Source organism: Microbacterium sp. MYb62 (assembly GCF_002979475.1).
In the GTDB taxonomy this organism is placed as follows: domain Bacteria; phylum Actinomycetota; class Actinomycetes; order Actinomycetales; family Microbacteriaceae; genus Microbacterium.
On record NZ_PCOY01000005.1, the window covers coordinates 1 to 12,505 of the forward strand.

The 12,505-nt window shown below is 70.9% G+C and carries 10 protein-coding genes and 1 pseudogene; 6 read left to right on the forward strand and 5 right to left on the reverse strand.

Translation table 11 applies throughout. The features are described from left to right. From CQ042_RS07330 to CQ042_RS07345, 4 genes and pseudogenes are all read left to right on the forward strand, one after another. Positions 1–726: pseudogene (locus CQ042_RS07330) on the forward strand (hypothetical protein); the annotation flags it as partial. Between the two features lie 9 nt (positions 727–735). Beyond that, positions 736–1,107: a YrdB family protein gene (locus tag CQ042_RS07335; RefSeq protein ID WP_105669832.1), complete on the forward strand. Its 372-nt coding sequence runs from the start codon at positions 736–738 to the stop codon at positions 1,105–1,107. Positions 1,108–1,117: 10 nt separating this feature from the next. Beyond that, positions 1,118–2,494 (forward strand): FAD-binding oxidoreductase, encoded by a 1,377-nt coding sequence (locus tag CQ042_RS07340; protein ID WP_258132119.1) that lies wholly within the window; start codon positions 1,118–1,120, stop codon positions 2,492–2,494. Continuing rightward, positions 2,487–2,894 carry an NUDIX domain-containing protein gene (locus tag CQ042_RS07345; RefSeq protein ID WP_105669833.1) on the forward strand — a complete coding sequence of 136 codons (408 nt, stop codon included), beginning with the start codon at positions 2,487–2,489 and terminating at the stop codon, positions 2,892–2,894. The genes CQ042_RS07340 and CQ042_RS07345 overlap by 8 nt, the downstream gene beginning before the upstream one ends. A gap of 46 nt (positions 2,895–2,940) precedes the next feature. Here CQ042_RS07345 and nagB read toward each other — a convergent pair whose 3' ends face one another. From nagB to CQ042_RS07370, 5 genes are all read right to left on the reverse strand, one after another. Further along, complete coding sequence (nagB, locus tag CQ042_RS07350; protein ID WP_105669834.1) at positions 2,941–3,720, reverse strand: glucosamine-6-phosphate deaminase; 780 nt, start codon at positions 3,718–3,720, stop codon at positions 2,941–2,943. After that, positions 3,713–4,678 carry an ROK family protein gene (locus CQ042_RS07355; RefSeq protein ID WP_105669835.1) on the reverse strand — a complete coding sequence of 322 codons (966 nt, stop codon included), beginning with the start codon at positions 4,676–4,678 and terminating at the stop codon, positions 3,713–3,715. The genes nagB and CQ042_RS07355 overlap by 8 nt, the downstream gene beginning before the upstream one ends. 43 nt (positions 4,679–4,721) lie before the next feature. Further along, on the reverse strand, positions 4,722–5,909 hold the full coding sequence (locus CQ042_RS07360; RefSeq protein WP_105669836.1) for an ROK family transcriptional regulator: 1,188 nt from the start codon (positions 5,907–5,909) through the stop codon (positions 4,722–4,724). Positions 5,910–5,988: 79 nt separating this feature from the next. Next, complete coding sequence (locus tag CQ042_RS07365) at positions 5,989–9,255, reverse strand: family 20 glycosylhydrolase (RefSeq protein WP_105669837.1); 3,267 nt, start codon at positions 9,253–9,255, stop codon at positions 5,989–5,991. After that, positions 9,246–10,463, reverse strand: coding sequence for an alanine racemase (locus tag CQ042_RS07370; RefSeq protein ID WP_105669838.1), 1,218 nt, complete (start codon positions 10,461–10,463; stop codon positions 9,246–9,248). Before CQ042_RS07370 ends, CQ042_RS07365 begins: the two co-directional genes overlap by 10 nt. Before the next feature lie 25 nt (positions 10,464–10,488). Between CQ042_RS07370 and CQ042_RS07375 the strand changes: the two genes are divergently transcribed. Both CQ042_RS07375 and CQ042_RS07380 read left to right on the forward strand, forming a co-directional pair. Continuing rightward, a complete protein-coding gene (locus CQ042_RS07375) occupies positions 10,489–10,893 on the forward strand; it encodes a RidA family protein (RefSeq protein ID WP_105669839.1) in 405 nt (134 codons plus the stop codon). Positions 10,894–11,001: 108 nt separating this feature from the next. Further along, on the forward strand, positions 11,002–12,456 hold the full coding sequence (locus CQ042_RS07380; protein ID WP_258132120.1) for a L,D-transpeptidase: 1,455 nt from the start codon (positions 11,002–11,004) through the stop codon (positions 12,454–12,456). The last annotated feature ends 49 nt before the right edge of the window (positions 12,457–12,505 follow it).

The following is a 12,505-nucleotide window of genomic DNA, read 5'->3' on the forward strand; positions in this document are numbered from 1 at the left end:
CCTCCCGTGGTCCCGCCCACGCCCGATCCCGACCCCGAGCCTGAGAAGCCCGTCGAGCCCGTCGAGCCCGTCGAGCCGACGATCCCGACCGAGGCCCCGAGCTGGGCCACGGCGACGATGAAGTGGGAAGGCCTCCAGATCCACTACCTCGTGCCGATCACGGGTGTGCCGGGAACCACCGTCGAAGCGCTGCTCGACGACAGTCACGGTGGCGGCGGCAGGACCGTCCTGGATGAAGCCGGCCTCGGCGTGATCGACCTCCGGCCCGACATCTGGCAGTTCTTCGATCCTGCGGGCACGAGCGTCGTCTTCCAGTACGTGCTGGAGTCGGGTAGCGCTCCGATCGCCGACACGACGCTCCTCGCCCTCGAGCCCGAGGGCTGGTTCGATCGCGAAGAGCTGCCCTTCCCCGGTGAGGAGCTGCCCCTCCCGGGTGAAGAGCTCCCCCAGCCGGAAGAGACTCTTCCGGCACCGGGAGACGGCACGGGCGAAGAGCCGGTCGACACGACGATTCCGGCGAGCGATGTGGTGTCGGTCGTCGAAGCCCCGACTGTCCCTGCTCCCGCACCTGCACCTGCACCTGCACCTGCACCTGCACCTGCACCGACTGAGCCGACGCCCGCGCCGACCGCACCCGCGCCTGTGGAGCAGACCCCGGTCACGACGCGGGAGACGGTGCTCGCGCCGACCGTCGCCCCGGCCGAGGACGCCGCCACCGCCGAATAGACTGGATCCATGCCCTCGGATCCCGCCCCCGTCCCCGGTGTCGAACGCCCGGTCGTCACCGCCCTCGACATCGTTCGCGTCATCGTCCTGGTCGCCGCCGTGGCGTCCCTCGCGCTGTGGGGCTTCGCCAGCTGGGACCTGCCCTGGAACATCGTCATCGGGATCGGCGCACCTGTCCTCGTGATCCTGATCTGGGCGCTGTTCCTCTCGCCACGACCGGTGCTGCGCGTGCACCCGTTCCTTCGCGCCGCCGTGGAACTGCTGATCTACGTCGGTGTCACGATCGCCTGGTGGTCTCTCGGGCAGGCCCTGATCGGCACCGCCTTCGCCCTGGTCGCCGTCGTCGCCGGCGTCCTGAGCGGCCGCCGCGCCCTGTCGTGAGTATCCCGTCGTGAGCGCGCAGTCGAGCGTCCTGTCCCTGCTGCAGGAGTCGCTCGGGGCGCTCGTGGACGTCAGCGAGGCCGCACTCGACGGGGCCAGGGCCGATCGCTCCGGTCACTCCGCCGCCGGCCGTCCGCTGGCCGTCGTGCACGCGGAGAACGTCGAGCATGTGCAACAGACGATGCGCATCGCCACGGCGACACGCACGCCGGTCGTCGTGCGCGGTGCCGGAACCGGCCTCGCGGGTGGCGCCAACGCCGGAACCGGTGAGATCGTCCTGTCGATGCGGCGGATGACGGCGATCCTCGAGGTGCGCACGGACGACCTCCTCGCCGTGGTTGAGCCCGGCATCCTGAACGCCGACCTCAATGCGGAACTCGCCGGTCACGGCCTGTGGTGGCCGCCCGACCCGGCCAGTCGCGACATCTCCACCGTCGGCGGCAACATCGCCACCGGTGCCGGTGGTCTGCTGTGCGCCAAGTACGGTGTCGTGCGCGACGCGGTGCTCGGGGTCGACCTGGTGCTCGCCGATGGCCGCCTGCTGCACCTCGGGCATCGCAGCGTCAAGGGAGTGACGGGTCTCGACCTCACCGCGCTGGTCGTGGGGTCCGAGGGCACCCTCGGCGTGGTGGTCGGCGCCACGCTCAAGCTGCGCCGGCTCGTCCAGGGCGAGACCTGCACCGTCACCGCCACATTCCCCGCCGTCCGGGCCGCGGCTGCCGCTTCCGCCGCGGTGACCGCCGCGGGGGTGCAGCCGGCGATCATGGAGCTGATGGATGCCGCGAGTCTCGCCGCCGTGCACGCGCTCCTCGCCCTCCCGGCGCCGGCGCCGGGAGCCGCCCAGCTGACCATCCAGACCGATGGCCCGGCAGCCGGTGTCGAGGCCGACGCGATCGCCATGATCCTGAGCGCACACGACGGCATCACCGTGGTCTCGCACGATCGCGAGGAAGGCGAGCGTCTCCTCGCCGTCCGCCGCTCGATGCACGCGGCCATGGCCTCCCTCGGGACGACCCTGATCGAAGACGTCTCGGTGCCGCGCAGTGCGATGCCCGCGATGTTCGACGAGATCGCACGTATCGAAGACGAGTACGCACTCACGATCCCCACCGTCGCGCACGCCGGCGACGGCAACCTGCACCCGAACTTCATCTTCGAGGGGCCGGAGACGCCGCCACACGTCTGGGCCGCCGCTGACGAGCTGTTCCGCGCCGCGATCCGCCTGGGAGGGACACTGACCGGCGAGCACGGCATCGGAGTCCTGAAACGCCGCTGGCTCGCCGAGGAGCTGGGCGACGACCAGTGGCGCCTCCAACGTCAGATCGCCGCGGTGTTCGACCCGCTCGGCATCCTCAACCCCGGAAAGGTGTTCCGTCCCGATGCCTGACATCCATGTGAGCGCCGCGGTGATCATCGACGACGACGACAGGGTGCTCGTCGTCCGCAAGCAGGGCACGACCCGGTTCATGCAGCCGGGAGGCAAGCCGGAGGCCGGCGAGTCGGCCGCGCAGACGCTGATCCGCGAGTTGCACGAGGAGCTCGGTCTGCTCCTCGACGAGTCCGACCTCCGCCCCCTCGGGACCTTCGTCGCAGAGGCTGCCAACGAACCGGGGCACCGCGTCGTCGCCGCAGCGTTCGCCGCATCCGTCGATCCCGGCGCGGTCACGGTCCAGGCCGAGCTCGCCGAGCTGCGATGGATCACCCGGGCCGATGTCTCGACACTGCCGCTCGCACCGCTGAGCCTCGAGCATCTGCTGCCGCTCGCCTGGCCGACGCTCGCGGGGTGAGCCCGTCCGAACGCGTGTCAGACGGGCTCGACTCGCAGAACCTGCGTCAGATGCCCTGCCAGGCGGGCTTGTTGGCGAACGTGTAGCGGTAGTAGTCGGCGAGGGCGAGACGCGACGCCGCCGCCTCGTCGACGACGATCGTCGCGTGCGGGTGCAGCTGGATCGCCGAGCCGGGCAGGAGGGCGGTCAGCGGGCCCTCCACGGCCCCGGCGACGGCCTCGGCCTTCCCCTCGCCGAAGGCGAGCAGCACCAAGTGACGCGCCTTCAGGATGGTGCCGAGTCCCTGCGTGATGCAGTGCATGGGCACGTCGTCGATCGAGTCGAAGAAGCGGGCGTTGTCCTCGCGGGTCTGCTCCGTCAGCGTCTTGACGCGGGTGCGCGACGCGAACGACGAGCCGGGCTCGTTGAAGCCGATGTGACCGTCGGTGCCGATGCCGAGGATCTGCAGGTCGACGCCGCCGGCGGCATCGATGGCCCTCTCGTAGTCGTCACCCGCGTGCTGGATAGTCGCCTGGGCGCCGTTGGGCACGTGGATCCGCTGGGGATCGAGTCCGAGTGGCTCGACGACCTCCCGGGTGATCACCGAACGGTAGCTCTCCGGGTGCGTCGGGTCGATGCCGACGTACTCGTCGAGAGCGAAGCCGCGCACCTGGGACACGTCGCGGCCGGCGAGCTGGGAGCGGAGCGCCTGGTACACGGGCAGCGGAGTCGAGCCGGTGGCGAGGCCGAGAACCGCATCGGGTCGACGAGCGATCAGCTCCACGATCTCGGTGGCGACCAAAGCGCCGGCGGCCTCGGCATTCTCGACGATGACGACCTCAGCCATGCGGAACGATCTCCTTCTCGGTGATGGAAGCGCCGACCAGTGCGGCGCCGAAAGCGGCAGCGGGGGAACCCGCGGGAATCAGTTCGATTCTCTCATCCAGACGGAGCGACCGCATGAACGGTGACGCCTCGGCACCGGCGTGCAGCGCCGCGCGGATACCGCTCTCGAGCCGGTCCCCGAGGGCGGTGAGTCCTCCGCCGATCACGACGGTCTCGACATCGGCGGAGAGCACGAGCACCCGCACCGCCGCGGCGGCGCCGTGGAAGAGGTCGTCGCGGAGCGCGACCGCCAGCGGATCCCCCGCATCGGCCGCGTCGAAGATGTCCCTGATCGGCAGCGCGCCCGGACGCCCCCAGGCCTTGGCCAGGGCGCCTCCTCCGCAGAACGTCTCGACGCATCCGTGCTGTCCGCAGCCGCAGAGGCGTCCGCGCGGGTCGACGGACAGGTGACCGACCTCGCCGGCCGTCCCCCTCGAGCCACGCCAGATGCGTCCGTCGATCACGATGCCGGCGGCGACGCCGGTCCCGAGGTTGAGGTAGGCCATGGAACCGGCGACCCCGCTCAGCACGGCGGCGCCGAGGGCTGCCGCCTTCACGTCGTTCTCCACCCGGAACGGCACGCCGAGCGCCTGCTCGGCCCTCGCCGCGAGGTCCAGGGACTCGACACCGAGATTGACCGCGTGATCGACGCGTCCCGCCTCGGCATCGACGAGTCCGGGGATGCCGATCCCGACCGAGCCCACGTCGGAGAGCGGGAATCCGCTCTCCTCGGCCAGCGCGGCCACGGCCATCACGATGCTCTCGACGACCGCCTCATCGCCCCATCCCGTGGCACGGCGCAGTCGTCCGCGGATGTCGCCGGACGGATCGACCGCCACCGCGTCGATCTTGGTGCCACCGACATCGAGGCCCACTCGTACCCGCCGACCGGAGCGGTCGGCGATGCCTGCGCCCGTCATCGGATGCCGCTCCCGGCAGTTCCGGCGATGGCGGACGTGGCGATCACGAGACTCCCAGCTGTCCGGAGAGCACCATCACGGCGGCTCCGCGCAGGACGATGTCCTCCTGATGGGTGCGGCGCACGACGACGTCCTCGAACACGCCCTCGAGGGTGCGTGCGTGCAGGGTCTCGATCGCGGCGTCGATCAGGACGCCGTCGAGCAGGTCGGCCGGGCCGGAGAGCACGACCTCGGAGAGATCGAGGGCGGCCACGATGGGGGCGACGGCGATCGCCATGCGCGTCCCGGCATCGCGGAGGATATCCTCCCGCGCGTCGGGGTCCGCGTCGAGAGCCGCCCGCAGACGGCTGACGCTGAGCCATGCCTCGAGACAGCCGTCCTTGCCGCAGGCGCAGCGCGGGCCGCCGTCTGTTCCGACGACCACGTGCCCGATCTCCCCCGCGGCGAAACGGCTGCCCAGCAACGGCTGGCTGCCGGTGATGAGGCCGGCGCCGACGCCGCGGCCGATCTTGATGAGCATGAAGTCGGCTTTCGCGTCGCCGAAGGTGTACTCGGCGAGCACTGCGGCGTTCGCGTCGTTGCGCGCGAGGACCGGCAGATCGAGATCGACGCCCAGCTTCGCCTCGAGGGGGAAGTTCGTCCAGCCGAGGTTCGGAGAGCTGAGCACGACGCCATCGGGACGCACGACACCCGGGGTGCCGATGCCGACTCCCAGCAGCGGCTGCGTCGAGGCCTCCACCAGGCTCTGGGCGAGTCCGCGCAGAGCAGCGTACGCGGCCTCCCCGTCTGGCGACTCCGGCCGCGGCACTTCGCGTCGCTCGAGAACGTCGCCGTCGAGGCTCAGCACCGCGCCGGTGAAGGCGTTGGGTCCCGAGAGGTCGAGTCCCACGATCTGGTGGCCGAATCGATCGATGTCGATGAGGATCGGGGGCTTCCCCGGTCCCACGGCCTCGCGGACGCCCATCTCGATCACGATGCCGTCGGCGATGAACTCGGCGACCAGGTCGGAGATGGTGACTCTGGTGAGCCCCGTCTCCCGAGAGAGGTCGGCGCGGCTCATGGCCCCCGCGTGGTAAAGGGTCTGCAGCACCAGTGCGCGGTTGTGCCCGCGGGCGTGCTCGGGAAGGACCTTGGAGCGCGAGCGCAGGTGACGCCCGGGGCCGAAGGCGTGCGCATTCGCACCGACGTACTCTGACGGCGATGCGGAACGCTGTTCATCCGAAACGGACATGTTTGTTAGTAGACCTTACGAACAAAATTTACGCAACCTCCGCTCGCGGACGCGCGAGGAGGGTTACCGAAACGTTACATTACTTTCGATCGTCGGCGACGACCGTGTTCGAGCGCTCGATGAGACGCTCCACCAGCCCTGCGACGATCTTCTCCCGCGCCTCGATCGTGAGAGGCTTCCCCGGCACCCCGGAGCGGCGCTGTCCGGGCTCGGGCCCGTCCAGGGGACGATACCGCACCCCCGCGGCGGCGAGGCGGCGCAGGTGGGTCGGCAGACGCCGTCCGAAGTCGTCGTAGGGCGCGGGATCTCCGCCTTCCCAGAGCCGCTCGGCGATCGCCGACAGACGAGGGAACATGGCGAAGTCGACGCGGTCGCGCGTGGGCAGGTGCTCGCTCCAGACGTTCGCCTGTCCGCCCACCGCGCCGTCCTCGACACGCAGGGTGTACGCGCGCTCGATCGTCAACGGAGGGCCGACCCTGATGGGCTCCTCCTCCGACTCCGACTGGGGATAGTCGAGGTAGACCTCGAGGTCGGGACACGCGACGACCTCGATACCGCGCCGGAGGGCCTCGCGCATCGCCACCGGGCCGCGCCACGCGAGGATGCGGACGCCTTCCGGCACCTCGCCCTCGAGCACCTCGTCCCAGGCGAGAGCGGTGCGACCACGGGCACGGACATGCGCGACGAAGTGCGCCGTGAACCAGGGCTGCACGTCGTGCGGGGTGTCCAGACCGAGGTCGCTCATCCGCTCGGCGGCCGCGGCGCTCTGCGCCCACTCGGTCACCGGCACCTCGTCGCCGCCGATCCCGATCCACTCCGAGTCGAACACGTCGCACAGCGCATCGATCGCCGCGCGCCCGAATGCCAGCGAGGCGTCGGTCGGTGCGAGCGTGCGGGGGTTCACCCCGAAGCGCTCCCAGGCCGCGACGACCGGATCCCCGACATCGACGTTGCCGAGTTCGGGGTATGCGGCCAGGCCCGCCTGAATGTGTCCGGGGAGCTCGACCTCGGGGACGAGGGTCACGAAGCGCGCGTTCGCGTACGCGACGAGATCACGCAACTCCGCGGTCGTGTAGAAACCCTCGTGCACCCCCGGCTCCACCGTCGAGAGCGGCCCGTGACCGAGCTGGGTCGACTCCCGGCGGGCGCCGACCTCGGTGAGACGGGGGTAGCCCGGCACCTCGAAGCGCCAGCCCTGGTCATCGGTGAGGTGCAGGTGCAGGACGTTGAGGTGGTGATCGGCGAGCAGATCGATCAGACGACGGACGTCGTCGACGCTCCGGAAGTGCCGGGCGACGTCGAGCATCGTCCCGCGCCAGCCGTAGGCGGGAGCGCCTTCCCAGACACCCGCGGGGAGGAGAGACGTCTCCCCCTCCGACCCGCGGAGCTGACGCAGCACCGTCGCACCGCGGAACACGCCGACAGGGCTCGCGCCCCTGACCTCCACGCCGGCGGCGCTCACGCTCACCCGGAAGGCCTCCGCGGCGATGCGGCCGCGCGACGCGGCATCCGCGCCGAGCGTCTCATCGACCAGCAGACGGATCGGTGGCAGCCCGTCGTCCTCCCCGCGGCCTCCCAACCGGGCGGCGGAGGCTGCCAGTTCGGATGCCGCGAGGATCGGGGTCGCCTCGGTCCAGGCGAACCGGGGAGCGGACGGATCGATGCGAGAGGCGATGCGCGGCAGCGTCGCCCGATGAGCCGGCGGCGCCATCCGCAGCGCCCGGCCGGGGGCGGCCCCGGTCATGCCTGTCTCCGACAGCACCGGAACTCCGCCGACCAGCACCTCGACGATCCCCTGCGGGGTGGCGAAGGGCGCGTCGAAGGTCGCACCTGCCGCGATGGTCTCGGGATCGAACAGCACCAGGTCCGCGGTCGCCCCGGGCCGGATGATGCCGCGCGGAGCGTCGCCCCGGTCGAGGCCGAGGCGCCGAGCGGGCGTGCCCGCCAGGTGTCGCACCGCCTCCTCGAGGGTGAGGATGCCGAGTTCGCGGACGTAGTGGCCGAGGTAGCGCGGAAACGTGCCGCGTGCGCGCGGGTGCGGTCGGGCGCCGATCAGGATCCCGTCGCTCCCTCCGGCGTGCTGCGGGTGACGCATGATCGCGCGGACGTTGCCCTCGTCGCCGATGTGCATCAGGATGCCGGTCGCCCCGGCATCCTCGATCACGGTGTCGAGCACGACGTCGACGGCCCGACGTCCGCTCGTCTCGGCGATCTCGGCGACCGTGCGCCCGACGAGATCGGCGAGGGCGGGATTCGCCGTGCCGGAGATCTGGATCTGCGTCCAGTCGGCCTTCTCGCCGTGGAACCCGTCGCAGCCGACCTCCTCGAGCTCGACGCGCACGGCTTCCCTGCCGTCCTCGTCGAGCGCGGCGACGGCCCGCAGCAGGTCGCCCGTTCCCGCCAGCCGGCTCGGCAGCAGCGCGGCGAGCGTGGTGGCGCCCGGCAGGTACGGGTAGGTGTCGAGGGTGACGTCGACGCCGTCCGCGATGGCTTCGTCGATCAGCGCGAGCAGTTCGCCCGCGCGGCCCTGGTTCGGGACGAAGTTCATGGTGGCGTGCGTGAGGTGGATCGGGCAGCCGGTGCGCCGACCGATGTCCAGCGCCTCCCGATACGCGTCGAGCGCGCCGCCGCCGTAGCTGCGGGTGTGCGGCGCCCAGTACCCCCCGCGCTCCGCCACCACGCGGCACAGCGCTTCGAGTTCCGCGGTGTCGGCGTACATACCGGGCGTATAGGTCAGGCCGCTCGACATCCCGAAGGCGCCCGCATCCAGGGACTGCCCCAGCAGATCGGCCATCGCACCGACCTCGTCCGCCGTCGCCGGCCGGTTCTCGTGCCCGACGACCATCATCCGGAGATTCCCCTGCGGAACGAGCACGGCGGCGTTCGCGACGGCTGCGGCGTCGATCGCCGTGAGCAGATCGTCCATCGCGCGCCACGGGACGTCGTCCGGCGTCCCGTTCCAGCCGGCGATCTGTGCCGGGATCACGGCGGCGGCGGCATCGTCGAGCGGTGCGTAGCCGAGGCCGTCCTGTCCGAGGACCTCGGTCGTGACTCCCTGCCTGATCTTCGCGTCGTGCGAGATGCCGCGCAGCACGGCGAGATCGCTATGCGCGTGCATGTCGATGAAGCCGGGGGCGAGGACGAGGCCCGACGCCGCGATCTCGACGGTCCCCTCCGGGAGCTCGAGGTCGGCGGCGTCGGATCCGACGCCCCGGATCGCGACGATCCTGGCGCCCTCCACCGCGACGTCGGCCGTGTACCGCTCCGCACCCGTCCCGTCGACGACCGTCGCCCCGCGGTAGATCCGCACGAGCCCGGACGCAGCCTTCTCCGCACTCAGAAGCATGTCGCGACCGCTCCGATCACACGCGGGTCGACGGCGTCGGGGTCGTCGATCACGGCGACCACCCGCCACTTGTCGAAGGCCGTGCACGGGTGGGAGAGCCCCAGGCGGACGACCTCGCCCACCGCGACCGTCGCTCCCTCACCGAGGCGTAGGAAGGCGTGCTGATCGTTCAGGGCGGTGACCTCCCCCGCGACCGTCTGCGGGACCGGGAGATCGAGGTCGAAGGGCACGTCGCGTCGACCGGCATCGAGCAGCGCGAGTCTGTCCTCCGGCTGCGAGAGCACACGCGACCACGCGTGCATCGCCGAGCGGAGCGGCGCCGTTCCGGCCACCTGACCGAACGGCGACATCCGGGAGTAGAACCCGTCGTCGTGGATCTGGAACGCGCCGGAGCGCAGCACCACGTCTGTGTCATGGCCCTGCGTCGCGAGCACGGCCGCCACACGATCGGGGAATGCGCTGCCGCCGGCGCTGAGGACGGGCCGGAGGCCGGAGGCGTACACCAGGCGGGAGTGCAGCTCGATCAGCGTGCGGAGGTAGGAGTCGACCGCCGCGATCGAGGCGTCACCGCGATCCGGCCCGAACGGTCCCTCATATCCGGCCACGCCCGCGAGGCGCAGACCGGGGGCCGCCGCGATCGCGTGCGCGATCCGCTCCCCCTCGTCCACGGTGCGTGCACCGGTGCGCCCCTGTGCGCCGCCCAGCTCGACCAGGACGTCGAGCGGCCGTGCCGCACCGGCCATGGCCGCCGCGAGGATCGCCACTCCCTCGACCGAGTCTGCCCAGCACAGCACCCGCAGCCCCTCGTCGTCGGCGAGCATCTCTCCGAGTCGGCGCACCGCGGCGGGATCCGTGACCGCGTTGGCGATCAGCACCGTCGCGACGCCGGCGTCGACCGCGACCTCGGCCTGCCACGGAGTCGCCACCGAGATCCCCCACGCTCCGGCGTCGAGGAGCCGCTGCCACAGAGCAGGGGCCATCGTCGTCTTGCCGTGCGGCGCCAGCAGGACGCCCTGTTCCTGCGCCCAGGCGAAGACCGTTTCCTCGTTGTGTGCGAGGGCATCCTCGTGAACGGTCAGCACCGGCGTGGGGAGGTCCGAGAGGTGCAGACCGGCACCGGGGACGTCCGACAGGCGGAGGCCGGCGGCCCGCGCGGGGAAGCCCTTCGTCCAGGCGCCGAGAACGGGATCCGGAATTTGTAGAGGCATCTAACAAGGCTACTAGGCTGGCGGCATGACCGCGAAGATCCGAGTTTCCACCGACGCCGCACCCGCCCCCGCTCACACCTTCTCCCAGGGAATCCGCAAGGGACCCTTCGTGCAGGTCTCCGGACAGGGGCCCGTCGACCCCCAGACGAACGAGTACCTCTTCCCCGGCGACGTCGCCGCGCAGACCACCCGCACGCTCGAGAACGTCAAGGCGATCGTGGAAGCCTCCGGCGCGACGTTCGATGACGTCGTGATGCTGCGCGTCTACCTGACCAAGCGCGAGGACTTCCCGATCATGAACGACGCGTACGGCGCCTTCGTCACGGCCCACACCACGAGCGGCGTGCTCCCCTCGCGGACCACCGTCTTCACCGGCCTGCCCCGCGAGGAGATGCTGGTCGAGATCGACGGAATCGCCATCATCGACTGAGTCGCGGCCTGCGGGGAGGGACGATAGCACGGACCGTTGCCTCCCCGTTACCTGCCATCCCGTACCATTGAACGTCAGGACACGTTTGAGAGCCGGGGGGTGAAGTTCGTGACCGATCTGATTTCTGCGCCGGGCGCAGCAGCCGAAGCGCACGGTGACGACTCCACAGAGGTCGTTCCGCCGATCACCGGCGAGCAGCCTCTCGCTTGGGCGCCCGCCGAACCCGCTCCCAGGAAACGTCGTCTCGGCCTGTGGATCGGCCTCGGCGTCGGCGTCGTCGCCCTGGGTGCCGGTGCCGCCTCGATGGTCCTCATCGCCCCCGGCACCACCGTCGCCGGGATCCCGGTCGGATGGATGACGCCGGGTGCGGCCGCCGAAGCGGTCAACGCGCATCTCGCCGAGACCGAGATCACGCTCACCGGAGCGGGAGACGGCACCGTGCTCACGGGTGCCGACCTCGGCGCGACCGTCGATGCCACCGCGCTCGCGGACACCGCCTTCGCCGAGCACCCGCTCTGGAACCTCGGCGCGTGGATGGGAGATCCCGTTCCCGCCGAGATCGCGCTCGACGCGGAGAAGGCGTCGGCCGCACTGCGCGGTGCGGTGCCGACGAGCTTCGAAGACCCCGTGGACGCGGGTGTCGTCTTCGATGCCGCGAGCGGAACCTACGTCATCACCGCGTCCGAGACCGGCACAGGAATCGATGTCGCCGATCTCACCGCCGCCTTCACCGCTGCGGTCGGCGAGGGGAGCAAGACCCTCGAGTACCCCGGCGGTCCGGCCGAGGCTCTTCCCGCGGTGTCGGACGACGACGCCACGGCCACCGCCACCTCGCTCAACACCATGCTCTCGAACATCGGCTTCTACGTCGGCGGGGAGCGGACGGTGCCGATCGATGCCGCGGTCGCCGCGACATGGCTGACCGTCGTCGACGACGATGGCCAGCTGCGCATCGAGGCCGACCCGCAGGCGATCCAGGCCACCGTCGACACCCTTCCTGCGCTGGTCGACCGCGCGCCGGTCAACGCGACCAACATCGTCGACTCCGCCGGTACGGTGCTGCGCGCCGAGCAGGAGGGCGCCACCGGCCGAGCGGTCGGCGACACCTCGGGCATCGCCGAGCAGTTCTCTCAGCAGCTCGGCGCCGGCGACGGCGTCTTCGAGCTCACGGTCGCCGAGACGCCCTTCGAGACGGTGAACCTGTTCCGCCGTATCGAGATCGATCTGGGTTCGCAGCGGGCCTACCTCTTCGAGAACAACGCCGTCGTGAACTCGTGGGCGGTCTCCACCGGTCTGCCCGGCACCTTGACGCCCACGGGCAGCTTCAAGGTGTTCGCCCACACTCGCATCCAGGACATGGGCTGCTACGAGGGCGCCCCGTACTGCACAGAGGATGTGCCCTGGATCACCTGGTTCGCCCCGAACATCGGGTTCCACGGCACCTACTGGCACAACAACTTCGGCCAGCGGATGAGTCACGGGTGCGTGAACCTGCCGATCGATCTCGCCAAGTACGTCTACGACTGGTCGCCCGTCGGCCTCGAGATCTCGGTCTACAACTGACGTCGCCCCGTCCCCCGCTCATCGAGGCGGCCGGCGATGTTCGACGACG